The sequence below is a fragment of the Streptomyces pratensis genome (assembly GCF_016804005.1).
Taxonomy (GTDB): Bacteria; Actinomycetota; Actinomycetes; order Streptomycetales; family Streptomycetaceae; genus Streptomyces; species Streptomyces pratensis_A.
Window position 1 is genome coordinate 381,252 of record NZ_CP051486.1, and the last position, 22,481, is coordinate 403,732.

The 22,481-nt window shown below is 70.9% G+C and carries 23 protein-coding genes; 14 read left to right on the forward strand and 9 right to left on the reverse strand.

Features of this window, described 5'->3' with window-relative positions:
* Positions 1 to 25: 25 nt before the first annotated feature.
* The 4 genes from HED23_RS01845 to HED23_RS01860 form a co-directional block, all read right to left on the reverse strand.
* Positions 26 to 268 carry a hypothetical protein gene (locus HED23_RS01845; protein ID WP_203181701.1) on the reverse strand — a complete coding sequence of 81 codons (243 nt, stop codon included), beginning with the start codon at positions 266 to 268 and terminating at the stop codon, positions 26 to 28.
* Complete coding sequence (locus HED23_RS01850; protein ID WP_145804569.1) at positions 265 to 513, reverse strand: hypothetical protein; 249 nt, start codon at positions 511 to 513, stop codon at positions 265 to 267. The genes HED23_RS01845 and HED23_RS01850 overlap by 4 nt, the downstream gene beginning before the upstream one ends.
* Positions 514 to 658: 145 nt before the next feature.
* Positions 659 to 1,174, reverse strand: coding sequence for an NUDIX domain-containing protein (locus HED23_RS01855; protein WP_203181702.1), 516 nt, complete (start codon positions 1,172 to 1,174; stop codon positions 659 to 661).
* 195 nt (positions 1,175 to 1,369) lie between these two features.
* Positions 1,370 to 1,798, reverse strand: coding sequence for a VOC family protein (locus HED23_RS01860; protein WP_203181703.1), 429 nt, complete (start codon positions 1,796 to 1,798; stop codon positions 1,370 to 1,372).
* Positions 1,799 to 1,952: 154 nt separating this feature from the next.
* Between HED23_RS01860 and HED23_RS01865 the strand changes: the two genes are divergently transcribed.
* Both HED23_RS01865 and HED23_RS01870 read left to right on the forward strand, forming a co-directional pair.
* Positions 1,953 to 2,360, forward strand: coding sequence for a hypothetical protein (locus HED23_RS01865; protein WP_203181704.1), 408 nt, complete (start codon positions 1,953 to 1,955; stop codon positions 2,358 to 2,360).
* A gap of 103 nt (positions 2,361 to 2,463) precedes the next feature.
* On the forward strand, positions 2,464 to 2,898 hold the full coding sequence (locus HED23_RS01870; protein ID WP_203181705.1) for a hypothetical protein: 435 nt from the start codon (positions 2,464 to 2,466) through the stop codon (positions 2,896 to 2,898).
* Between the two features lie 170 nt (positions 2,899 to 3,068).
* On the opposite strand, the gene HED23_RS01875 is transcribed toward HED23_RS01870, so the two are convergent.
* Positions 3,069 to 3,830, reverse strand: coding sequence for a phosphoglyceromutase (locus HED23_RS01875; RefSeq protein ID WP_203181706.1), 762 nt, complete (start codon positions 3,828 to 3,830; stop codon positions 3,069 to 3,071).
* Between the two features lie 211 nt (positions 3,831 to 4,041).
* Between HED23_RS01875 and HED23_RS01880 the strand changes: the two genes are divergently transcribed.
* The gene (locus HED23_RS01880; RefSeq protein ID WP_238441810.1) at positions 4,042 to 5,454 is read left to right on the forward strand and encodes an MDR family MFS transporter; all 1,413 of its coding nucleotides are present in this window, start codon (positions 4,042 to 4,044) and stop codon (positions 5,452 to 5,454) included.
* Positions 5,455 to 5,859: 405 nt separating this feature from the next.
* Here HED23_RS01880 and phoU read toward each other — a convergent pair whose 3' ends face one another.
* The gene (phoU, locus tag HED23_RS01885; protein ID WP_033248220.1) at positions 5,860 to 6,537 is read right to left on the reverse strand and encodes a phosphate signaling complex protein PhoU; all 678 of its coding nucleotides are present in this window, start codon (positions 6,535 to 6,537) and stop codon (positions 5,860 to 5,862) included.
* 195 nt (positions 6,538 to 6,732) lie between these two features.
* Between phoU and HED23_RS01890 the strand changes: the two genes are divergently transcribed.
* Positions 6,733 to 8,001: a sensor histidine kinase gene (locus tag HED23_RS01890; RefSeq protein ID WP_203181707.1), complete on the forward strand. Its 1,269-nt coding sequence runs from the start codon at positions 6,733 to 6,735 to the stop codon at positions 7,999 to 8,001.
* Positions 7,998 to 8,678 (forward strand): response regulator transcription factor, encoded by a 681-nt coding sequence (locus HED23_RS01895; protein ID WP_014047499.1) that lies wholly within the window; start codon positions 7,998 to 8,000, stop codon positions 8,676 to 8,678. The genes HED23_RS01890 and HED23_RS01895 overlap by 4 nt, the downstream gene beginning before the upstream one ends.
* A 59-nt stretch (positions 8,679 to 8,737) precedes the next feature.
* On the opposite strand, the gene HED23_RS01900 is transcribed toward HED23_RS01895, so the two are convergent.
* A complete protein-coding gene (locus HED23_RS01900; protein ID WP_203181708.1) occupies positions 8,738 to 9,427 on the reverse strand; it encodes a DUF461 domain-containing protein in 690 nt (229 codons plus the stop codon).
* 659 nt (positions 9,428 to 10,086) lie between these two features.
* Between HED23_RS01900 and HED23_RS01905 the strand changes: the two genes are divergently transcribed.
* From HED23_RS01905 to rlmB, 9 genes are all read left to right on the forward strand, one after another.
* Positions 10,087 to 10,569 (forward strand): CarD family transcriptional regulator, encoded by a 483-nt coding sequence (locus HED23_RS01905; RefSeq protein WP_006380568.1) that lies wholly within the window; start codon positions 10,087 to 10,089, stop codon positions 10,567 to 10,569.
* A gap of 352 nt (positions 10,570 to 10,921) precedes the next feature.
* Entirely contained in the window at positions 10,922 to 11,686 is a 765-nt protein-coding gene (gene ispD / locus HED23_RS01910; RefSeq protein WP_203181709.1) for a 2-C-methyl-D-erythritol 4-phosphate cytidylyltransferase, read from the forward strand.
* The gene (ispF, locus tag HED23_RS01915; RefSeq protein WP_203181710.1) at positions 11,676 to 12,194 is read left to right on the forward strand and encodes a 2-C-methyl-D-erythritol 2,4-cyclodiphosphate synthase; all 519 of its coding nucleotides are present in this window, start codon (positions 11,676 to 11,678) and stop codon (positions 12,192 to 12,194) included. The genes ispD and ispF overlap by 11 nt, the downstream gene beginning before the upstream one ends.
* Positions 12,195 to 12,491: 297 nt before the next feature.
* Positions 12,492 to 13,082: a GNAT family N-acetyltransferase gene (locus HED23_RS01920; protein ID WP_203181711.1), complete on the forward strand. Its 591-nt coding sequence runs from the start codon at positions 12,492 to 12,494 to the stop codon at positions 13,080 to 13,082.
* Positions 13,083 to 13,145: 63 nt separating this feature from the next.
* The gene (locus tag HED23_RS01925; protein WP_203181712.1) at positions 13,146 to 14,669 is read left to right on the forward strand and encodes an ABC transporter substrate-binding protein; all 1,524 of its coding nucleotides are present in this window, start codon (positions 13,146 to 13,148) and stop codon (positions 14,667 to 14,669) included.
* A 4-nt stretch (positions 14,670 to 14,673) separates the two neighbouring features.
* On the forward strand, positions 14,674 to 16,386 hold the full coding sequence (locus tag HED23_RS01930) for an ABC transporter permease subunit (protein ID WP_203181713.1): 1,713 nt from the start codon (positions 14,674 to 14,676) through the stop codon (positions 16,384 to 16,386).
* Positions 16,383 to 17,639: an MFS transporter gene (locus tag HED23_RS01935; protein WP_203181714.1), complete on the forward strand. Its 1,257-nt coding sequence runs from the start codon at positions 16,383 to 16,385 to the stop codon at positions 17,637 to 17,639. Before HED23_RS01930 ends, HED23_RS01935 begins: the two co-directional genes overlap by 4 nt.
* 60 nt (positions 17,640 to 17,699) lie before the next feature.
* Positions 17,700 to 19,100 carry a cysteine--tRNA ligase gene (cysS, locus tag HED23_RS01940; protein ID WP_203181715.1) on the forward strand — a complete coding sequence of 467 codons (1,401 nt, stop codon included), beginning with the start codon at positions 17,700 to 17,702 and terminating at the stop codon, positions 19,098 to 19,100.
* Positions 19,101 to 19,206: 106 nt separating this feature from the next.
* Positions 19,207 to 20,163 carry a 23S rRNA (guanosine(2251)-2'-O)-methyltransferase RlmB gene (gene rlmB / locus HED23_RS01945; RefSeq protein WP_203181716.1) on the forward strand — a complete coding sequence of 319 codons (957 nt, stop codon included), beginning with the start codon at positions 19,207 to 19,209 and terminating at the stop codon, positions 20,161 to 20,163.
* 34 nt (positions 20,164 to 20,197) lie between these two features.
* Here rlmB and HED23_RS01950 read toward each other — a convergent pair whose 3' ends face one another.
* Both HED23_RS01950 and HED23_RS01955 read right to left on the reverse strand, forming a co-directional pair.
* Positions 20,198 to 20,821 carry an NUDIX hydrolase gene (locus tag HED23_RS01950; protein WP_203181717.1) on the reverse strand — a complete coding sequence of 208 codons (624 nt, stop codon included), beginning with the start codon at positions 20,819 to 20,821 and terminating at the stop codon, positions 20,198 to 20,200.
* A 29-nt stretch (positions 20,822 to 20,850) separates the two neighbouring features.
* Positions 20,851 to 22,332 carry a hypothetical protein gene (locus tag HED23_RS01955; protein ID WP_203181718.1) on the reverse strand — a complete coding sequence of 494 codons (1,482 nt, stop codon included), beginning with the start codon at positions 22,330 to 22,332 and terminating at the stop codon, positions 20,851 to 20,853.
* Positions 22,333 to 22,481: the final 149 nt, after the last annotated feature.

A 22,481-nucleotide genomic window follows, 5' to 3' on the forward strand; every position in this document is an offset into this window, starting at 1 on the left:
GCTCAGGGCTTGCGGCACGTGCTGCTCAGGGCAGCGGCACGAGCCTGACCACGGTGACCGTCAGCACGGACCCGGAGACGTAGTAGAGGACGATCGCCCCGTACACCGTCGCCTCGCGCCGGTCGCGTTCACGCTTCACCGCGGTCGAGGCGTGTCCGTACGGGTCCAGGCCCAAGGTGCGTGCCATCTCGTCCCGGAACGAGTCGCTGTCGCGCATCTTGGCCAGGGTGTCGTCGGCGGGCGGTGCGTAGGAGATGCGGAAACTCAAGCGACGTTCCGCCTCTCGGCCTCGTCCTGCGCCAGCCGGTCCAGGATCTGCTCGGCCTCGGGATCGGGCACCGATTCGAGCATCCAGTGCCGCATGACGGCCTGGATCTCGTGGACCCCGGCCTCGTTGATCGCGTGGTCGAACTCCTCGCGTCTCTCCTCGGGCAGGGCGGCACGGATCGCCGGAATGCTGTTGGGTACCTCGACCTCGGCGCCGCCGACGAAGGTCTTCAGAGACTCGCCCATGATCGCTTTCCCCGATCTCCTTGCTGTCCGCGCCCTGCGTGCCCGTACCGCCGGGGGTGCGTACCTGGGTAACACGCAGGTGTGGGGGTCACGTTAGCGGGTGCCCGCCCGGACGGGGGGCCTACTCCCGGCTCGGCTGCTCGCCCTACTCCCTGCCCGGCCTGCTCTGCGTGCTCTGCGTGCTCTGCGTGCTCAGCCGGGCGAGGCACACGTCGAGCTGCGCGACCGGCCCCGGCAGGGGTGAGCTCAGGTCCCACCAACGGATCGCGGCGGTCTCGTCGTTGGGCTGGAAGGTGCGCAGGCTGCGCGCGCCGCCGGTGAACAGGGCTCCGTACTCCCGCCGTCGTTCCGGCGCCAGCACGAACCGCGCACGGCCGACGAAGAGCAACGGGCCTTCAACCTCGTGCCCGGTCTCCTCGAACAGCTCGCGTGCGGCCGCCTGGCGAGTGCTCTCCCCGGGCTCGATCCCTCCGCCGGGAAGCTCCCAGGTGCCCCGACAGCGGTCCTGGACCATGAGGACCCTGCCCCTGTGCCGGAGGACGGTGAGTGCCAAGGACGTCGGGGCGTCGCTGGGGAGCGAGTCCTCCCCGCCCGGCTCGAACGAGACCAGGAGATTGCCGCGACTGTCGACGGCGAGCGGCTCGGCCGGGTTCCAGGTCATGCCCGGAGCCTTCCCCCACCTGCCGCGCGCGGAACGGAACAACGGCCGCGAGGCTCGGTGCGTCGGGGGTGCGTCGGGGGTGCGTCGGGGGTTGCGGAGGAGGGCGGGGTCGGGGCGGGGAGTGGCGGGTGCGGCGTCGGGGGCGTGGCGGGTCGGCGTCGTGGGGAGTGGCGGGCGTGGCAGGGCCGTGCGGGCCTACGCGACCGGCTGTCCGATGCCCAGCATGTTCCCCTCGCTGTCGCGGAACCAGGCCGCGCGCTCACCCGTGGCGCCCTTGCTCGGATAGTTCCCTTCGATCTCGGCGATGCTGCCGTGTGTACGGAGGCCGGGCAGGTCGACCGATTCGAACGAAACCCCGCGCCGCCCGAGTTCCAGCACGACCGCCTCGACGTCGTCGACCTGCCACCCCATCTGGGTGAAGGTGCCGGGGGAGGCTCCCGTCGACCGGAAGAGGGCGAATTCCGACTCCCCACAGCGGTACAGCAGTCCGCCCGGCCGTTCGTCGACGGGTTCCAGGCCGAGCTTCTCGGAGTAGAAGCGCCGAGCCCGCTCCAGGTCCTGGGCCGGCAGTCTGGCCGCGGCGCTGCGAGCCCCGGCCAGAAGGTTCCTGTCGTCTGCGTCCATGCCCTCACTGTGCCGTGGACCGTGGCCGGCCACAGGGAGGCGCCGTAGGCGTTTCGCGGCGGCCGACAGCGACAGCGGCAGCGGCGACGGCGGGCGAACCGGTGGGAGCATCTGTAGCCGTCGGGAAGAACCGAGCCGATACGGAGGTGTACCGATGGGCAACGCGCCGTACGTCCGTTTCCAGGGAACGGAGCGACACCCGCGCGGCCATTTCCCCGGGGTCTTCGTGCTGGCCAACGAACTGGCGCGCCAGGGCAGGCTGACCAGGGAGCAGTACCGGTTCTGGCGCGCGAACAACGACTGGTACGACGCCAACTACCCCAACCCCACCGACGTCGACCCGGACGTCTACGACCGCGAGATCCACCCCGGCGCCGTCGCGTGGTTCAAGTCCTCCTCCCTGGACCTCATCGGCCGGGTGGACGGGTATCTGAAGATCCTCGCCGCACACGGTGTCGACTGCCGGCGTCTGGAGTCGTCGAGCCCGGGACGTGTCATCTACGAGGACGCCTACCAGGTCGTCGTCATGCCTCACGAGGAAGCGGACCTGCCGGAGCCCTGATGGGTGAAATGCTGAGAGCACTCCGCATGACCTGAGCCCGCCCGCACTGCAGGAGGGCGGGTGAATGACGGACGACGGACGGCGATCGGTACGGGAGGACGGCGTGAGCGGCGGCACAGGATATGGGACCTGTCCCGAAGTGATCGCGGCAATAGTGGAGGCCGCCGGGGACGCGGCGGTGGTGCTGTCGTACGACGAGAACCGTTCGTTCGCCGCCTTGAGCCTGAACCGTTACGGCTCGGTGGGGTCGTGCCGGCTCGACTGGAGCGGCACGGAGGTACTCCGGCGCTCCCCGGCCTTCGACGGTGCGGGACTCAAGGCCTTGTCGGCGGAGTTCGCCCGCCCGGACGAGCTGGCGGTCGTGTTCTGGGGAAACCTCGCGGTGCCGTCCCTGGCCCTGGAGGCAAGCTCGGTGGCGGCGCACGCCGACGCGATACTGGAGTGCGGTTACGAGTGCTGGGTCCACCTGGTCGACAGCGGGGTCCTGATCGAGTTCCAGGACGGCGAAGGATTCACGGCGGGCCGGATACCGGGCTGACCTCCGGCCGAGACCGTCCCTCGGATCGTCCAGCAGGTACGCGCCCGCTGTTCAACGCCCCCGACACGGGGCCACCCGCACACGACGGCCCGGCGACCGCCCCCAGCACAGCAGGAAGCCCCCAGCCCTCGTTGGTGCTGGGGGCAGGGGGCTCGCTGGTGGGCTGGCTGTTACTTCTTCTTGCCCTGGTTCTTCACGGCCTCGATCGCGGCCTTGGCCGCGTCCGGGTCGAGGTACGTGCCGCCCGGCTTCAGGGGGCGGAAGTCGGCGTCCAGCTCGTACGCGAGCGGGATGCCAGTCGGGATGTTGAGGCCCGAGATGGCGTCGTCGGAGATGCCGTCCAGGTGCTTCACCAGGCCGCGCAGGCTGTTGCCGTGGGCGGCGACCAGGACGGTCTTGCCGTCGAGGAGGTCCGGGACGATGCCGTCGTACCAGTACGGCAGCATGCGCTCGACGACGTCCTTGAGGCACTCCGTGCGCGGACGCAGCTCCGGCGGGATCGTCGCGTAGCGCGGGTCGGCGCTCTGCGAGAACTCGGTGCCGTCCTCGAGCACGGGCGGCGGGGTGTCGTAGGAACGGCGCCAGAGCATGAACTGCTCCTCGCCGAACTCGGCCAGGGTCTGGGCCTTGTCCTTGCCCTGGAGGGCGCCGTAGTGGCGCTCGTTCAGCCGCCAGGAGCGGTGCACGGGGATCCAGTGGCGGTCAGCGGCCTCCAGCCCGAGCTGGGCGGTGCGGATCGCGCGCTTCTGGAGGGAGGTGTGCACGACGTCGGGGAGCAGGCCGGCGTCCTTGAGCAGCTCACCGCCGCGGACCGCCTCCTTCTCGCCCTTGTCGGTGAGGTCTACGTCCACCCAACCGGTGAACAGGTTCTTCGCGTTCCATTCGCTCTCGCCGTGGCGGAGGAGGATCAGCTTGTACGGTGCGTCGGCCATGGGTCCGAGCGTAATCGAACCCGTGCGGCCTTCGCGCGCGCGGTCAAAGGGCGGAACGGGGGTGTGGCCGGGTGTCGACGATTGACGGGCGGCGTCAATTGAGTGGCGGCCGGGGATTCCGCGTTCGTAACGTTCGGACAGCGGTCGCGCCTCTTACAAGGGTCCGGGGTCCGCATCCATTCCGTACGCGTACGTCCCGGGGGGAAGTCCTATGTCTGTCGCCGGTCTCAGAAGGGCGGCACACGAGACGGTCGCCGGTCTCCCCAGGGAGTTCTGGTGGCTGTGGACCAGCACGCTGGTCAACCGCCTCGGGGCGTTCGTGGCCACCTTCATGGCGTTGTATCTGACCCTGGACCGGGGCTACTCGGCCTCGTACGCCGGTCTCGTCGCGGCCCTGTACGGCCTCGGCGGGGTCGTGTCGTCGCTGGGTGCCGGGGTGATGACGGACCGGCTGGGGCGCCGCCCGACGATGCTGATCGCTCAGCTCTCCACCGCGGTGTCCGTGGCCGTACTGGGCTTCATGGTCCACCCGGTGGCGATCGCGGGCGTCGCCTTCGTCGTGGGCATGGCCAGCAATGCGTCCCGGCCCGCGGTGCAGGCGATGATGGCCGACATCGTGCGGCCCGAGGACCGGGTCCGGGCCTTCTCGCTCAACTACTGGGCCATCAACCTGGGTTTCGCGGTCTCGTCGGCCGGAGCGGGCTTCATCGCCGAGTACAGCTACCTGGCCGGCTTCCTGGGCGAGGCCGTCCTGACCCTGCTCTGCGCCGTCCTCGTCTTCCTCAAGGTGCCGGAGTCCCGGCCCGAGGCCGTGCCCCGGACCGCCGGGAGCCCCGCGCCGGACGACGTGAGGATGAGCACGGTTCTGCGCGACGGGCGCTACATGGGCGTCGTCGGGCTGTCGTTCGTGGTCGCGCTGATCTTCCAGCAGGGGTACGTGGGCCTGCCGGTGGCCATGGGCACGGACGGCCTTTCCAGCTCCGACTTCGGTACGGCCATCGCTGTCAACGGGGTGCTGATCGTGGCCCTGCAGATTCCCGTCACCCGGTTCATCCAGCACCGCGACCCGCGCAGGCTGCTGATCCTGTCGTCCCTGCTGGCGGGCTACGGCTTCGGACTGACCGCCTTCGCCGGGTCGGTCGGGGTGTACGCGATGACGGTGTGCGTCTGGACGCTGGCCGAGATCGTCAACGCGCCGACGCAGACGGGCATCGTCGTACAGCTGTCCCCGGCTCACGGGCGGGGCCGCTACCAGGGCATGTACACGATGTCCTGGTCGGTGGCGGCGCTCGTCGCCCCGCTGATGTCAGGCTTCGTGATCGACCACTACGGCGCCGTCTGGCTGTGGGGGACCTGTGCGGTGCTGGGCACGGTGGCTGCGTTCGGCTACTGGCTGCTGATGCGGAACCTGGACCTCCCGAATCCGGTGGTCGCCGTCACGGCCCCGGCCGGCCCCGGCGAGCCTGCCACCACCCCGGAGGTGCTCACCGCCGAGACCCCGACCGCAGAGGCCTTGACCGCAGAGACCCCCATCGCGGCGGCCCTCATGGCAGAGGCCCTCACCACGAAGGCCCTCCGTGCACAGGTCCCGTCCGAGCGGGTCCCGGCCGGGCCGGTGCTCTGAGGCGAGGCGCACCGCGGTGGCGCTCCGCGACGGACAGATGTCCGTCGCGGAGCGCCACCGCCGCGCTCGGCGTCACCCGGCGCTACTCAGCCTCCGCACTGACACGGCGCGCCGGACTGGCAGCCGCACCCGCAGCCCGAGCCGCAGCCGCAGGCCCCCAGCAGGGGCAGATGCACCACTTCGGTCGGGGTCTCCTGCTGGGGTTCGGTCACCGGGGAATCGGCCATGGTCCCTCCTCAGGGGTACGACTCGACGTCGTACGCGCATGCGTACGGCGAGCATGTGTACGGCGGGCCGACGGCATGGCGTGCCGCCCCCCGCACCCATTGCATGCCCATCCCGGCGGGCGCATCAACGGCGCACGAGCGCTGGAACTGAAGTGCGCCCGTTGTAACGGCTGCGCCCCTACGCCCCCTCCACCGGCGCCGCCGCCTGGATCTCGTCCGCGTGCTCACCCGTGACCAGGTAGACGACGCGCTTGGCGACCGACACGGCGTGGTCGGCGAAGCGCTCGTAGTAGCGGCCGAGCAGCGTGACGTCGACGGCGGTCTCGATGCCGTGCTTCCAGCGGTCGTCCATCAGGTGCTGGAACAGGGTGCGGTGCAGCAGGTCCATCTCGTCGTCGTCCTGCTCCAGCTGGAGCGCGAGGTCGACGTCCTTCGTGATGATCACCTCGGCGGCCTTCGCCATCAGCCGCTGGGCGAGCTGGCCCATCTCCAGGATGGTGGCGTGGAGGTCGTGCGGCACGGCCGACTGGGGGAAGCGCAGCCGCGCCAGCTTGGCGACGTGCTGGGCGAGGTCGCCCGAACGCTCCAGGTCGGCGCTCATGCGCAGCGAGGTGACCACGATCCGCAGATCGGTGGCGACCGGCTGCTGACGGGCGAGCAGTGCGATGGCGCGGGCCTCCAGGTCGTGCTGGAGGTCGTCGACCTTCTGGTCCGCGGCGATCACGCTCTCGGCGAGCTTGAGATCGGCGTCGAGCATGGACGTCGTGGCCCGTCCGATCGCCGAGCCGACGAGCCGGGCCATCTCGACCAGGCCCTCGCCGATCGAATCGAGTTCCTCGTGATAAGCGTCGCGCATGGAAGTCCCTCTCCAGATCCTGAGGCCGGGGTCTTGGGGCCGACCCCCACGCTGCCACGTTGCGCGGCCAACGCGTCGGGATCCGGCCCCCGAAGTGAACCGTCACTATCCCCTTGGTGAACTCTGGGCGACGAGTGTTCGAGATGGCACCCGGATGGCTGGGAGAGTGTCGGCGAGCCCGCATAACCTTGAGGCATGGACGTGAACGCGGCAGTCGCCGCAGCTGCTGCGATCGCCGGGCTGTGTACCGGTGTGATCGCCATGCTGGCGTTCCGCTGGAGCGAGCGCGAGCAGAGGCGCCCCACGCGTACGTCCCTGCGCCCCGACAGCAACGCAGCGCTCCCCCCGGGGGTGGACACGGTCCTGTCCGTGCTCAGCTCCTCCGCCGTCGTGCTCGACGAGAGCGACAGCGTCGTCAAGGCCAGTTCCGCCGCATACGCGCTGGGCCTGGTCAGGGGCGGACGCCTGGCGGTCGAGCCGATGCTGCACATGGCCAGGGACACCCGGCGCGACGGTGAGATACGACAGGTCGAGCTGGACCTTCCGCGTCGCGGCACGGGCAGGGGTGAGGCGCTCGCCGTCTCGGCGCGGGTCGCCCCGCTGGGCTCGCGCCTGGTCCTGCTGCTGGTCGAGGACCTCACGGAGGCCCGTCGCATAGAAGCGGTGCGGCGCGACTTCGTCGCCAATGTCAGTCACGAGCTCAAGACCCCGGTCGGCGCGCTCTCCCTGCTCTCCGAAGCCGTCATGGACGCCTCCGACGACCCGGAGGCGGTCCAGCGGTTCGCCGGCCGCATGGAGATCGAGGCGACCCGGCTGACCAACCTCGTGCAGGAGCTCATCGACCTCTCCCGGGTGCAGAACGACGACCCGCTGGAGGATGCCGAGCCCGTGAGGGTGGAGGACCTGGTCGCCGAGGCGATCGACCGGTGCCGTCAGCAGGCCGGCTCGAAGCAGATCACCATGGCCTCGGGCGGCACGGCAGACCTCTTCGTCTGGGGGAACCGGAGCCAGCTCGCGGCCGCCCTCGGCAATCTCGTGGAGAACGCCGTCAACTACAGCCCCGCCCGGACCCGCGTCGGCATCGCCGCCCGGAAGATGGCCGCGCCCGGCGGGGATCTGATCGAGATAGCCGTCACCGACCAGGGACTCGGCATCTCCGAGAAGGACCGCGAGCGAGTCTTCGAGCGGTTCTACCGCGTCGACCCGGCCCGCTCACGGGCCACCGGTGGCACCGGTCTCGGCCTCGCCATCGTCAAGCATGTGGCCGCCTCGCACGGCGGGGAGGTCACCGTCTGGAGCTCCGAGGGACAGGGCTCCACGTTCACCCTGCGACTGCCCGAGTCGGGCGTCGTACGGGGTCGCACCACCGGCGGCCCCCTCGTCGTCAACGGCGCCGTCGACGACGACGGGCCGTACGAGACCGATTCTTACGAACCATTTCCTGCCCCGGAGGCTCTTCCGTGACCCGAGTGCTTGTCGTCGAGGATGAGGAATCCTTCAGCGACGCCCTGTCCTACATGCTCCGCAAGGAAGGCTTCGAGGTCGCCATCGCGGCCACCGGCCCGGACGGCCTCGACGAGTTCGAGCGCAACGGTGCCGACCTCGTGCTGCTCGACCTGATGCTTCCGGGCCTGCCCGGCACCGAGGTCTGCCGGCAGCTGCGTGTCCGGTCCAACGTCCCGGTCATCATGGTCACCGCCAAGGACAGCGAGATCGACAAGGTCGTGGGCCTGGAAATAGGAGCCGACGACTATGTGACCAAGCCCTTCTCCTCGCGGGAGCTGGTGGCCCGCATCCGTGCGGTCCTGCGCCGCCGAGGAGAGCCGGAGGAGGTCACCCCGGCCGCCCTGGAAGCCGGTCCGGTCCGGATGGACGTGGACCGCCACGTCGTGACGGTCTCGGGCGGCAAGGTCGACCTCCCGCTGAAGGAGTTCGACCTTCTGGAGATGCTCCTGCGTAACGCGGGGCGCGTCCTGACGCGCATGCAGCTGATCGACCGGGTCTGGGGCGCCGACTACGTGGGCGACACCAAGACTCTGGACGTCCACGTCAAGCGGCTCCGCGCCAAGATCGAACCCGACCCCGGGGCGCCGCGATACCTCGTGACGGTGCGGGGCCTGGGCTACAAGTTCGAGCCGTAAACCGAAGGCTGCGGGTCAGGAGGGTGTCTCCGAGGGCGGAGACACCCCCCTGCGCGCGGTCAGTGGTCGGCGGCCGCGTCGTCCGTCTGTGTGCCCGTCTCGGTCTCCGAGGCTGTGCCCGGCTCGGTCCCCTCCGCGCCCGGCTCGGTCCCCTCCGCCCCCTCCGCGCCCGAGGGGCTCTCGGACTGCTCGCCCGGTGTCTCGGAGTCCGAGGGCGTGGGCTTGGCGGACGGAAGGGCGCTCGGACCGAAGTCCTCGAAGAAGCCGGTCGCCGGGACGATGGCGGCCCCGAGCTCGATCTCGCCCGTCTCGCTGAAGGTGAAGGCGACGGTCTGCACGTTGCCTGCGGCACCGGCCTGGCGGCCGTTCTCGATCACGGCGGAGGCGTTGTTCTTCCCGCCGATGACGACCCGTCCGCCGGCCGGGACCACGAGGGGGCCCTTGCCCTTGGCGGCCTTCAGTTCCACCGTGGTGTCGGTGCCGGGCAGGGTGACCCGTTCCACGACCTCCCGCTTCGTGCCGTCGTTGAAGAGGGTGGCGGAGATGACCGCGGGGCCCTCGGCGTCCGGCTCGGGCTGGGTGATGATGTTCAGGTTCTGGATCTTGATGGAGTCGACAGCGGTGGCTGCGTTGTCCGGCCTTACCTGAAGCGTCTGCGCGTCGTTACCGGCACCGCACGCGGAAAGCGTCGCGATCGAGAAGACGAGGGCAGTGGCGGCGAGGGCGCCGTGTCGAAGGCTGCGGCTCACGGCGGCGGCAACTCCTTGAACGTTCGGACTGCGGGCTTCGGACTCTGCGGACAGGAAGGCCCGAGCGGCCGTAAAGCCGCCCTAAGTGTGTCAGCGGCCTCAGGTTACCGAGCCGCCGTCCCGGGCCCGCACCCGACCCGCCCCTTGGGCCGCCCGAGCTGTGGACCGGCACCCCTGCCGATGCGCGGACATCCCCGAGCCATGTCATGGCCGCTCCCCGGCCATGACGATTCGCACGGTGTTCACAAAACGCGGGTGAGCAGTGCGTTGGCGGTCCGATGATCGATTTCCGGGCGGCGGCGCATTTCCCGCGCATTAATCCACCCGGGGCCCGGGCGTTGATCAATTTCAATGGCCATCGACGCTAAGAGCCGTACGGGTGATCGAGGGCCGAACGGAGTACGGAAAGTTCACCATCCAGAATCCGGCAAAACGGGACGTTCGGCCCCTTCTGGAGGGCTTCCGGCATCTGTGGCGCCGACGTTTCGGCTCGGTCGCGCGCCCGCTCCGACCTGCGAATATCGCCTTCCGGAAGGCTCCCGCAGCACGTTCGTGTTGTAGTTGTCAAGCCCCGAGATGTGCCCTGACCTGCGAAAACGCCATTCAGGAGAAGCCGTTCTCGTGTTACTCTGGATAGCCACGGAAGGGGTACCTGTCACATGACGTTCAAGGTTGGCGACACCGTGGTCTATCCCCATCACGGGGCCGCGCTGATCGAGGCTATCGAAACTCGCCAGATCAAAGGCGTGGACAAGACCTACTTGGTGCTCAAGGTCGCCCAGGGCGACTTGACGGTTCGTGTACCGGCGGACAATGCGGAGTTCGTCGGTGTGCGTGACGTAGTCGGGCAGGAAGGGCTGGACCGGGTCTTCGAGGTGCTGCGCGCGCCGTACGCCGAAGAGCCGACGAACTGGTCCCGACGCTACAAGGCAAATCTCGAGAAGCTCGCCTCCGGCGATGTCATCAAGGTCGCCGAAGTGGTGCGTGACCTGTGGCGTCGCGAGCGCGAGCGTGGACTCTCCGCAGGTGAGAAGCGCATGCTCGCCAAGGCCCGCCAGATCCTGGTGAGTGAGCTCGCCCTCGCGGAGAACACGAACGAGGACAAGGCCGAGGCCCTGCTCGACGAGGTTCTCGCGTCCTGAACCGGACGACACCGGTGACCGGATGACGCCGGCGAATTGAATCCGGTCGTAGCAAATGTGCCGCGGTGCCCGCTGACCAGCCGTTTTCACGGTAAGTCGTCGGGCGCTGCGGCATGTTCGGATCCGACAAAGGAACCGTCCCGGAAGCCGGGTGTCGTACCCCGGCGCCGTCCCCTCAGCAACCTCCACCGAGCCCCGCTGCGGCTTGGCACCGACCAGGGTTCACGGAAGGGGTCCCGGTCAGGTCAAGGCGTCGCGCCCGGCTCTCCCCCAACCTACGGTCGGGGGCACGCCCAGGCCATACCCATGTCGGCCGTGGAAACAAACCTGCCGAAGCTTCGGAGTGCAACCGATGTCATCGATGTCACCGACGCCTGCTGAACCGAGCCCCTCCCGCACCGCCGCTGTGATCCCCGCGGCGGGCCGCGGCGTCCGGCTCGGCCCCGGCGCCCCGAAGGCGCTGCGCGCGCTCGGCGGTACGCCCATGCTGATCCACGCGGTGCGGGCCATGGCGGCATCCCGCGCCGTCACGCTCGTCGTCGTGGTCGCGCCGCCGGACGGTGCGGCCGAGGTCAAGAACCTCATCGACGGGCACGCGCTGCCCGAGCGCACCGACTACGTCGTCGTCCCCGGCGGTGCGACACGCCAGGAGTCCGTGAGGATCGGCATCGAGGCCCTGCCGGCGGACATCTCCGTCGTACTCGTCCACGACGCCGCCCGGCCCCTCGTGCCGGTCGACACCGTGGACTCCGTCATCGAGGCCGTGCGGGACGGGGCTCCCGCCGTCGTCCCCGCGCTTCCCCTCGCCGACACCGTCAAGGAGGTCGAGCCCGGCATGCCGGGCGAGCCGGAGCCGGTCCTCTCGACCCCTGTACGGGCGCGGCTGCGAGCCGTGCAGACCCCCCAGGGATTCGACCGGGACACGCTCGTCCGGGCGCACGGGAGCGTCGCCGTCGACGGCGACGGCGCGACCGACGACGCGGGCATGGTCGAGCGGCTGGGTTCGACGGTCGTCGTCGTACCCGGGCACGAAGAGGCCTTCAAGGTGACCCGGCCCCTGGACCTCGTCCTGGCGGAGGCCGTTCTCGCACGCCGGAGGGCGAACGATGGATTCTGAAGCATCGAAGCAGCAGCAGGCGGCTCCCGTGATCCCGCAGGTCGGTATCGGGACCGACATCCACGCCTTCGAGGAGGGCCGGGAGCTCTGGTGCGCCGGGCTGCTGTGGGAGGGCGAGGGTCCGGGCCTCGCCGGGCACTCCGACGCCGACGTCGTGGCGCACGCCGCCTGCAACGCCCTGTTCTCGGCCGCCGGACTCGGTGACCTGGGGCAGCACTTCGGCACCGGCCGCCCGGAGTGGTCGGGTGCTTCGGGTGTCACCCTGCTCACGGAGGCCGCCCGCATCGTGCGCGCCGAGGGCTTCGGGATCGGCAACGTCGCCGTGCAGGTCGTCGGTCTCCGGCCGAAGATCGGCAAGCGGCGCGACGAGGCGCAGAAGGTGCTGTCCGATGCCGTCGGCGCCCCCGTCTCGCTCTCCGCCGCCACCTCCGACGGCCTCGGCTTCACCGGCCGGGGAGAGGGCATCGCAGGTATCGCGACCGCCCTGGTCTACCGCACCGCCGGCTGACGCGCGGGTCGGCGGGCCGGGCTCGCATCCGGCGCCCCGGGCGGACGTGGTCGGCCGACGCCCGGGACCGTGGGGCGGGTTCGTGACAACCGTCACGGCGGGCACCGGGTGCTGATGCCCGGGACCGTGGGGCGTGCCCGCAACGGCCGCCCCGGCGGGTTCCGTCGCGCGGCGGGCCCGCACCGGCCGCCCGGCGGGTTCCGTCGCGAAACCCCCGACGCCTTATTGCGCATCACTCGCACGTACGCTGGTCCGGCAAGTCATGTGCCGTACGGCCGAGAGCGAGGGTGAGCGTCAGTGGTGACCGCGACCGCCGGGGCGACGAGGGTGCCGGGCGCGCCGGCCGATGGGGACGGGTACGTCCTGCGGACCGCCACCGCGCAGGACATCGGCGGCGCGCGCGCCGTCATGCTGGACACCGTCTACCACGACCTGCGCTCGGGCTACGTGCCCCGCTGGCACGCCGACATCATCGACCTCGAAGGCGCCTACCTGCGCCCCGGGCGCTGCACCCTCCTGGTCGTCGTGCGCGGCGACGAGGTCGTGGCGACGGGTGCGGTGCGGGACCGGGGCCCGCAGGCTCCGCCCAATCCGCAGTGGGTCGCGGACCGCTTCCCGTCCGGCTCGACGGCCCAGCTGTGCCGGATCTACGTACGCCCCGAGCACCGCAGGCACGGGCTGGCGCGCGAGCTGGTGCGGGAGCTCGGTGACTTCGCCGCGCGGGCGGGCGGTTACACCTCGCTGTATCTGCACACCGATCCGGCGGTGCCGGGCGCCGAGCCGTTCTGGCGGTCGCTCGCCCATGAGGTCTGCGACGAGCGCGCACTGCCGGGCGGTGGTCAGGGCATCGTTCACTTCGAGCTGCCGATGCCCGTGCCCGGGGCCTGAACTGCCCGGGGCCTGAACTGCCCGGATATCTGATGATAATCATTTTCATATAAGGTCGCTCTCATGCCTACGCCCCGAAGCCGCCGCTCCCCGCTGCCGGCCGTCGCAGTCGCCGCACTGCTGCTCCCGATCGCCGCCTGCTCCCCGTCGAGCGGCTCCGGAGCGGCCGGCGACGCGCAGCGGCTCCGTGTCGTCATGGCGTTCCCGCCCGCCCAGGCCATGTCCCCGTACGGGGACGACGCGGTCACCCTCAGCAGGCTCGCCGTCGTCGAGGGCCTCACCACCCTCGACAGGAACGGCGCGGCCGAGCCCGCCCTCGCCGCGTCCTGGAAGCAGGACAACCCCACCACCTGGACCTTCACGCTCCGCGACGCCGTCTTCCAGGACGGCGCGAAGGTCGACGCCGACGCAGTCGTCCGGTCACTCACCGCCGCGAGCAAGGCATCCCCCCTGCCCAGGGTCCTGTCCGACACGACCCTGAAGGCGACGGCTGTGACGGGAGGGGGCGCGGACACCGTACGGATCGTCACCGAGGAAGCGGATCCGCTGCTGCCGCAACGGCTCGCCAACCCGTCCCTCACGATCCTGTCCGCCGGCGCCTACAGGAGCGGCAAGGCGAACCCCGCCGGCCACGCCACGGGACCTTTCACCCTGACCGACCTCAAGGGCGCGGTCGCCGCCACGCTCGAGCGCAACGACGACTACTGGGGCGACAAGGCGAAGGCCCCCGGTGTCGACGTCACCTTCGCGGCGGACGGCACCGCCCGCGCCAACGCACTGCGGACGAAGGCCGTCGACGTCGCCGAGTACGTACCGATCTCGCAGGCTTCCCTGCTCGGCGACTCCTTCGTCCACGAGTTCCCGTCCGCCCGGACCAACGGCCTCTCGCTCAACACCCGACGCGGTGTCTTCGCCGACCCGGCCATGCGCGCCGCCGCCCGCGAGGCCATCGACTCGAAGGCCTTGGTCGACGGGGTCTACGAGGGCCGGGCCGACACCGCGCGAGGCCTCCTCGGCCCCGGCATCCCTTGGGCCGCCGAGAAGCGCACCGAGCCCACCGGCCGGACCCAGGCGGCGAGCCGCGAGGACGTGTCGAGGACGAAGGAGATCGTCCTCGCGACCTACACCAACAGGCCCGAGCTCCCCGAGGCCGCGACGCTCGTCCAGCAGCAGCTCGAGAAGCGCGGCTTCACCGTGAAGCAGGTCGTCCGCGACTACGCGCAGATGGAGGCCGACGCGCTCGCGGGGAAGTACGACGCGTTCATCCAGGCGCGCAACACGCTGCTGGACACCGCCGACCCCCTGTCCTACCTCGCCTCCGACTTCACCTGCGACGGCAGCTTCAACATCTCCCAGCTGTGCGACAAGCGTGTCGACACGGCGGTGGACAAGGCCGGCGCGCTGACCGGCACGGACGCCCGCCACAGCGCCGAGATGACCGCCGAGGCCGCCGTCCTCGGTGCCGACGCCCTCGTGCCGCTCGTCCACGAGCGCTTCGTCCAGGGCTACGACGACGCCCGCGTCGAGGGAGTCGCCCTCGACCCGATGGAACGCACCCTCATCACCGCCGACACCCACGTCGGGTGACCGCGTGAAGTACCTGGCCGGACGGCTCGGCGTGCTGCTGGCCGTCGTCGCCGTCATCGGCCTGCTGCCCAGGCTGACCCGCACCGATCCGGCGCTGACCATCCTGCACGCCCGCTACGCGGACCGTCCGCCCACACCGGCCGTGCTCGACGCGATCCGGGCCGAGACCGGGCTCGACGGCGGACCGCTGCACGTCCTCGGCGGCTGGGCTTCCGGACTGCTGCGCGGCGACCTGGGGGAGTCCTGGGTCTCCGGACAACCGGTAGGCCCCGACGTCACTTCCGCGCTCGGTGTCTCCCTCACCCTCATGGGCGCCTCGCTCGCCGTCGCCGTCCTCCTGGCCTTCGCCCTCGTCGCCGGAACGCTCCGTCGCGGCGCGCGCCGCCGGCTCGTCACCACTCGGGCGGGCGTCGGCGCGGCCGTGCTCGCCGCACTGCCGGAATTCCTCCTCGCCGCCGTCCTGGCCACCGTCCTCGCCGTACAGCTGGGCTGGTTCCCGGCCCTCGGCTGGGGCGGGCCCGACCAGCTCGTCCTGCCCGCCCTCGCCATGGGCGTCCCCGCCGGTGCGCTGCTCGGGCGGCTGCTGGACGACGCGCTGCCCGCCGCGTTCGCCGAACCCTGGGCACGCGCCGCCACCGCCCATGGAATGCCCACGCGCCGGATCGCGGCCCACGCCCTGCGCCGCACCCTGCCCGCACTGCTGGCCCAGCTCGGCCTCGTCGTCGTCGGGCTCACCGGCGGCGCTGTCGCCGTCGAGACGCTCTACGCCGTGCCCGGGCTCGGTGGCACCGCCCTGGCCGCGGCCCTGGCCCAGGACCTGCCCGTCCTCCAGGCATGCGTACTGCTGCTCCTCCTCCTGGGCGTCGCCGCCGGACTCGCGGCCCGGCTGGGCTCCAGGGCCCTGCTCGGTCCCGCGCGGGCCGACGGCGCCCTCCCCCCGCTCGTCGCGCCGCCCCTCCCCACACGCCGCGCCGTGGCCGTCGGGGCGGCGGCCCTGGGCGTCCTCCTCGTCGCCGTCGTCGTCACGGGTCTGCTGCGCGACCCCCTGTACGCCGACGCGGCCGCCCGCCTCGCGTCGCCCTCCGCCTCCCATCCGTTCGGCACCGACTCCCTGGGCCGTGACGTACTCGCCCGCCTCGGGCACGGCGCGGCCAGGACGGTGCTCACAGCGGTCGCCGTCGGCGCCGCCACACTGCTCCTGGGTCTGCTCGCAGGGGCCGCCCGCGCCGGTGCCCTCACCGAGACCGCCAACGCGCTGCCCGCAGTACTGGCCGGCCTCGTCGTCGCCGGGATCGCGGGCCCCGGCCCCTGGGGCGCGGCCGCCGCCGTCGCAGCCGTCGCCTGGGCCCCGCTCGCCGCCCACACCTCCGCGCTGTACGCACAGGAGCGCGCAGCCCCGCACGTCACCGTGGCCCGCGCCCTCGGCGCCGGACCGTGGCACCGGATACGCCGCCACATCCTGCCGGGCGTCCTGCCACCCGTCGTACGCCACGCCGTCCTGCGCATCCCGGCCATCGCCCTGGCACTCGCCTCCCTCGGCTTCCTCGGCCTCGGGACACCTGCCCCGACGCCCGAGTGGGGCCGCATGCTCTCGGAGAACATGCCCTACGCCGAACGCGCCCCCTGGGCCGTCCTCGCCCCCGCCGCCGCTCTCGCCGCCCTCGGCGCGCTCGCGGTGCTGACCTCGGCCGCCGTACGCGGCAAGGGGCGCGGGTGACGACGTCCACAGCGCGCACCGGTCCCGGCACCACCCCGGAGATCAAGCCCTACCTCAGGCTGCTGACCGCCACCCAGTTCGCCTTCAACACCGGCTTCTACGCGGTCCTGCCCTACCTCGCCACCCACCTCGGCGACGGGCTCGGCATGGCGGGATGGCTCGTCGGACTGGTGCTCGGGCTGCGCACCTTCAGCCAGCAGGGCCTCTTCGTCGTCGGCGGCGCCCTCACCGACCGCTACGGCCCCCGCCCGGTCGTCCTCTCCGGCTGTGTCCTGCGCATCGCCGGATTCTGCTGGCTCGCCCAGGCGGGTACCACCGCCACCGTCATCGGCGCCGTCCTGCTCATCGGCTTCGCCGCGGCGCTGTTCTCGCCCGCCGTCGAGTCCGAGACCGCCAGGGCCGCCGTCGCCTACGAGACCGTGACCGGGACGCCGCGCGCCCAGGTGCTGGCCGTCTTCTCCGCCGCCGGACAGGCCGGCGCCTTCATCGGCCCCCTGCTGGGCAGCCTGCTGCTGCTCCTGGGAGGCGGATTCCGGGCGGCGTGCCTCGCCGGGGCGGTGGTCTTCGTCGGCGTACTCGCCGGACACGCCCGCCTCATGCCCCGCAGGCCGCGCCGCGTCCGTACCCCTCGGGCGGACGCCTTCCTTCCCCGCGAGGTCTTCGCCAACCGGCCCTTCCTCGTGCTCTGCCTCGTCTACAGCAGCTACCTCGTCTCCTACAACCAGCTCTACCTCGCCCTGCCGGCCGAGGTGGAGCGGGCCACCGGCTCCCAGAGCGCACTCGGCGGACTCTTCGCGCTCTCCTCCCTGCTCGTCGTCTTCGCCCAGCTGCCGTTGACCCGCTGGTCCGCGCGCCGTACGGCACCCCGGACCGCGCTCGTTGCGGGGCTCGCCGTCGTCGCCGCCGGATTCGCGGCGGTGCCCCTCGCACCGGACGGGCCCGCCGGTCTGCTCCCCGGCGCCACGCTCGTCGTCCTGCTCACGCTCGGCCAGATGCTGCTGGTCCCCGCCGCCCGGGGCCTTGTGCCGGACCTGGTCGACGACCACCGGCTCGGCCTCGCCACCGGGGCCCTGTCCTCCGTGTCGGGACTCGCCGTCCTCGTGGGGAGCGCCGCAACCGGAACCCTCCTCGGCACGCCCGGCCCCGTCCTGTGGGCGGTTCTCGCCGCAGTCCCCCTGGCAGGTGCGGCACTCGCCCTCACCCTGTCCGGAAAGAGGCCCTCGCCGGAGCCCGTCACCACCGTCACCGATTAGTTGCGACACGTTTTCCACAGGGGGCGCGGGGCACTGGTGCGGGCCCACTACCCTTGAGGGGTGACTATTCGCCTGTACGACACCGACGCCCGGCAGATCCGTGACTTCGTTCCGCTCACAGCGGGTTGTGTCTCGATCTACCTCTGTGGCGCCACCGTCCAGGCAGCCCCGCACATCGGGCACATCAGGTCCGGGCTGAACTTCGACATCATGCGCCGCTGGTTCGACTACCGCGGTTACGACGTGACGTTCATCCGGAATGTCACCGACATCGACGACAAGATCATCAAGAAGTCCGCCGAGCAGGGACGCCCCTGGTGGGCCATCGGCTACGAGAACGAGCGCGCGTTCAACGCGGGCTACGACGCCCTGGGCTGCCTCCCGCCCACGTACGAGCCGCGAGCCACCGGCCACATCACCGAGATGGTCGAGATGATGCGCGGCCTCATCGAGCGCGGCCACGCCTACGAGGCCGACGGCAACGTCTACTTCGACGTGCGCTCGTACGAGGGATATCTCGAGCTCTCCAACCAGGACCTCGACGACCTGCGCCAGCCTTCCGGCGACGGCGAGACGGGCAAGCGCGACCAGCGCGACTTCGCCATGTGGAAGGCCGCCAAGCCCGGCGAGCCCAGCTGGGAGACCCCCTGGGGCCGCGGCCGGCCCGGCTGGCACCTGGAGTGCTCCGCGATGGCGCACAAGTACCTCGGCACCGCCTTCGACATCCACGGCGGCGGCATCGACCTGATCTTCCCGCACCACGAGAACGAGATCGCCCAGGCCAAGGCCTTCGGCGACGAGTTCGCGAAGTACTGGGTGCACAACGGCTGGGTCACCATGTCCGGCGAGAAGATGTCGAAGTCCCTCGGCAACTCCGTGCTGGTCAGCGAGATGGTGAAGGCCTGGCGCCCGATCGTCCTGCGTTACTACCTCGGCACCCCGCACTACCGGTCCATGATCGAGTACAGCGAGGAGGCCATGCGCGAGGCCGAGTCCGCCTTCGCACGGATCGAGGGCTTCGTCCAGCGCGTGGTGGAGAAGGCCGGAGGCCCGGTCGAAGCCGCCGCGGAGGTGCCGCCAGCATTCGCCGAGGCAATGGACGACGACCTCGGCGTCCCGCAGGCGCTCGCCATCGTCCACACCACCGTCCGGCAGGGCAATTCAGCCCTCGCCGCCGACGACAAGGAAGCCGCCGTCGCCCGCCTCGCCGAGGTGCGCGCCATGCTCGGCGTCCTCGGTCTGGACCCGCTCGACCCCCACTGGGCGGGCGAGAGCGACCGCGGCGAGGATCTGCACGGCGTCGTCGACACGCTCGTACGGCTCGTCCTCGACCAGCGCCAGTCGGCTCGGGAGCGCAAGGACTGGCCCGCCGCCGACGCGATCCGCGACCAGCTCAACCAGTCCGGCCTCGTCATCGAGGACAGTCCCACGGGACCCCGGTGGACTCTCGGACCGCGCTGAGCCGATCCTCGCACCATGCGTGAGCAGCGCAAATGTGCCGCCCGGCCATCCGGGCGGCACACTTTCACTTGACGACGTTTTTCTGAAGCAACGAAACAGGTAGGTCATGGCCGGGAACAGCCAGCGCAGGAACCGCCGCACGTCCAACAAGAAGGGCATGCAGGTCGGCAGCGGCGGTAACCGACGCCGTGCTCTCGAAGGCAAGGGACCGACGCCGCCCGCCTCCGCCCGCAAGGGACACAAGAAGAACAGGGTGGCGAGCGCCCAGGCCAAGCAGGCCGCCGCGCGCCGCCCCGCCCCGCGCCGAGGTGGCGTCAAGGGCACGTCGGAGATGGTCGTCGGCCGCAACCCGGTGTTCGAGGCGCTGCGCGACGGCGTGCCCGCCACCACCCTCTACGTCCAGCAGTACATCGACAACGACGAGCGGGTCCGCGAGGCGCTCCAGCTCGCCGGTGAACGCGGCAACATCAACCTCATGGAGGCGCCGCGCCCCGAGCTCGACCGGATGACGAACGGCCTGAACCACCAGGGCCTCGTCCTCCAGGTCCCGCCCTACGAGTACGCGCACCCGGAGGACCTCACCGCCGCCGCGCACGACAACGGCGAGGACCCGCTGATCGTCGCCCTCGACGGCGTCACCGACCCCCGGAACCTCGGCGCGATCGTCCGCTCCGTCTCCGCCTTCGGCGGCCACGGCGTCGTCGTCCCCGAGCGCCGCGCGGCCGGCATGACGGCGGGAGCCTGGAAGTCCTCCGCCGGAACCGCGGCCCGCACCCCGGTCTCGCGTGTCACCAACCTGACCCGCGCCCTCGAGGGCTACCAGAAGGCCGGCCTCACCGTCGTAGGCCTCGCCGCCGACGGCGAACACACGGTCGAGGACCTGCAGGCCCTGGAGGGCCCCGTGGTCATCGTCATCGGCAGCGAGGGCAAGGGCCTCGGCCGCCTCGTCGGCGAGACCTGCGACTACCGGGTCCGGATCTCGATGCCGGGCGGCGCCGAATCCCTCAACGCCGGTGTGGCCGCGGGCATCGTCCTTTACGAGGTGGCACGCCGCAGGGCGTGACGAGCTGCCGTGCGGCGACCGGGCCTGACCGCTCTCAAGCCGTCAGGCCCGCCAGCCGCGCCCTCAGCAGCACCGCGATCGTGAACCCGTCCGTGATCCGTCCGTCGCCCACCATCGCCTCGGCCTCCTCGAACGGCACTGTCACGCACGTACGGATCGCCTCGCGGGCCTCCAGGGGCCCCGTCCCGGCGATCCGCGCCGCGAAGAGCGACACACGGTCGGCTGTTGTGCCCGAGTCCGGGTGCAGCTCGCCGAGCGGGACGATCTCCAGCGCCTGAGCGCCGATCTCCTCCTCCAGTTCCTTGGCCGCGTTCTCCACGGCGGACATCCCCGGCGTGCCGAAACCACGCGGTACCTCCCAATGCCATGAACGCGTCGCATGCCTGAAGTGCTCGATCAGCACCACCCCGCCGTCGAGCAGCGGGAGCACTACGCAGCCCGGTGCCGGTGTGGGGCTGACCGACCGGATGTACGAGCCGGTGGTCCCGTCCGGAAAGCGCACCGGATCGCGCAGCAGTGTGATGTAGCGGTCGCTGTAAAGCACACCGCCGGCCTCGGTGACGGCCTCCGGATCACTGAGGATCTCGATGCCCCCGGGGTGATTGACGAACAGATCAGGGCGCTCCACGCGCAGCCGTTGGTAGGACTCGGTACTCATCTGGTGTGCTTTCCCGGGCGCTGTCGTGTTCAGACATGCGGCGACTGCTGATCGGCCTGGCCACGGCGCGGGCTCGCCCCGGTCTCCGCGACCCTGCCGCCGTACGACTTGAGGATCTCCTCCCAGTCCTTCCGGACGTTGCGCAGCTGGAGCGAAGGCAGCGTCAGTGAATGCCCGAGCCCACTGCGTGCCCCACGGCCCTCGCGGTCGAAGAACTCCAGGCGCACGCTCAGCGCACCCGCGAGCGCCGTGGCCATCTGGAGCGAACCCGCCAGCAGGGATACCTCCTCACCGGCCGTCACCTGCAGGGCGATCCCCGCAGACTCGAGGACCAGCGCCACCTTCATCTCGCGCTGGAAGCCCTGCTGCGTACCGCTCACCTTGCGCGCGGCCCGCAGCATCCCCCGGTGCAGTTTGGCGACATCACCCGTGCCCGCCCGGAACTCCTCCGGGGTGGGGATCCGCCCGTCCCTGAAACTGCCTCGTACGAACGAGTCCAGGGCGTTCACATAACCGTTCCACTCCGCGGTGGTGCGCAGACGTGTGATGTCGGACAGTGACAGCGAGCCGTAGGAGCGTGGGCCGTCCACCGCCCGGTGGAGCGCGTCGGCGAACACGTCGCGCAGCAGCAGGCCGATCTGCTCCGGGTCGTCGGGACGGCTGCGGACGTCGTCACGCAGCTCCTGGAGCGTGGACCGCGGCGGTGACCCCGGAGGCGTGAGGGCGGTGACCCCACTCGCCTTGGGCACCCCCAGGTTGTACAGAAGGTCCACGAGCTGCTTGGTGGCCACGACGTGCTCGCCCTCCCTCAGCAGCCCCTCGTGCACCTCCGTGCCCGGCCGCGTCAGGAACTCCTTGTACACGGCCTCCCGAGTGATGGTCGCGTAGAGGTCCTGCTGCGTGGCCCATCTGGCTATATCGGTGAGTACGCCCTCCTTCATGGCCCGCGCCTGGGCGAGGGAAATGTTCAGGTGCTTCTTGAGCGGGGCTTCACGAAGCCGCATGAGAGTCGTCAGGCGGCTGGAGAAGAACTGGTTGATGCTCTCGGTCGCCTCACGGTTCGCCTCGTCGTCCCAGTCGAAGCGGACCAGCGCCGGCTCGGCCTCGTCGTTGAGCAGCCGCTGCCATGCGCGATGGACCTGCGCGTCGTTCGTCCAGGCGAACTCGGCGGCGGGGTCCCGCTCGGAGTAGAGGAACGGGACGAGCGCCCTCCCGTTCAGCAGGTCTATGAAGGCCTGGCGTTCGGACGGGTCGGCAGACGGGAGATAGTTGGCCGAGACGGCTTGGTTGTTGATGAAGTAGGCCCGGTTGACCACGAGGGTCCCACTGTTCACCAGTGCGCGCCGCAGTTCCGCGGCGGCGGCGTCCACGTCGTCCGGGGAACGCCCGGACGGTGCGTCCGCGTGCTGCCGTGCGGCAGCGAGATCACTGGGCAGCCACTGGTTGTCCAACGCCTGGGCCATGACCGGATAGCGGGAGAGGTCATTGAAGATGAGTTGTTGTCCGGCCACTGCGTTCCGTCCCCCTGCGCTCGACGTCCGTGAAAAGCTGTGCTGGTTGACGTACGGCGGGCGTACTGGAGTTCCCGGCCGACGCAGGTTGGCCGGATCTTGACGGGTCTCGGACACTCTGGGCGCGTCAAGGCAGTGTCCTAATCACA

What these genes read in the sequence shown, in the direction of transcription:
- HED23_RS01850 (WP_145804569.1), bottom strand. Translation starts at nt 513, where the DNA reads ATGGGCGAGTCTCTGAAGACCTTCGTCGGCGGCGCCGAGGTCGAGGTA.
- HED23_RS01855 (WP_203181702.1), bottom strand. Translation starts at nt 1,174, where the DNA reads ATGACCTGGAACCCGGCCGAGCCGCTCGCCGTCGACAGTCGCGGCAAT.
- HED23_RS01860 (WP_203181703.1), bottom strand. Translation starts at nt 1,798, where the DNA reads ATGGACGCAGACGACAGGAACCTTCTGGCCGGGGCTCGCAGCGCCGCG.
- HED23_RS01865 (WP_203181704.1), top strand. Translation starts at nt 1,953, where the DNA reads ATGGGCAACGCGCCGTACGTCCGTTTCCAGGGAACGGAGCGACACCCG.
- HED23_RS01875 (WP_203181706.1), bottom strand. Translation starts at nt 3,830, where the DNA reads ATGGCCGACGCACCGTACAAGCTGATCCTCCTCCGCCACGGCGAGAGC.
- HED23_RS01880 (WP_238441810.1), top strand. Translation starts at nt 4,042, where the DNA reads ATGTCTGTCGCCGGTCTCAGAAGGGCGGCACACGAGACGGTCGCCGGT.
- phoU (WP_033248220.1), bottom strand. Translation starts at nt 6,537, where the DNA reads ATGCGCGACGCTTATCACGAGGAACTCGATTCGATCGGCGAGGGCCTG.
- HED23_RS01890 (WP_203181707.1), top strand. Translation starts at nt 6,733, where the DNA reads ATGGACGTGAACGCGGCAGTCGCCGCAGCTGCTGCGATCGCCGGGCTG.
- HED23_RS01905 (WP_006380568.1), top strand. Translation starts at nt 10,087, where the DNA reads ATGACGTTCAAGGTTGGCGACACCGTGGTCTATCCCCATCACGGGGCC.
- ispD (WP_203181709.1), top strand. Translation starts at nt 10,922, where the DNA reads ATGTCATCGATGTCACCGACGCCTGCTGAACCGAGCCCCTCCCGCACC.
- ispF (WP_203181710.1), top strand. Translation starts at nt 11,676, where the DNA reads ATGGATTCTGAAGCATCGAAGCAGCAGCAGGCGGCTCCCGTGATCCCG.
- HED23_RS01925 (WP_203181712.1), top strand. Translation starts at nt 13,146, where the DNA reads ATGCCTACGCCCCGAAGCCGCCGCTCCCCGCTGCCGGCCGTCGCAGTC.
- rlmB (WP_203181716.1), top strand. Translation starts at nt 19,207, where the DNA reads ATGGCCGGGAACAGCCAGCGCAGGAACCGCCGCACGTCCAACAAGAAG.
- HED23_RS01950 (WP_203181717.1), bottom strand. Translation starts at nt 20,821, where the DNA reads ATGAGTACCGAGTCCTACCAACGGCTGCGCGTGGAGCGCCCTGATCTG.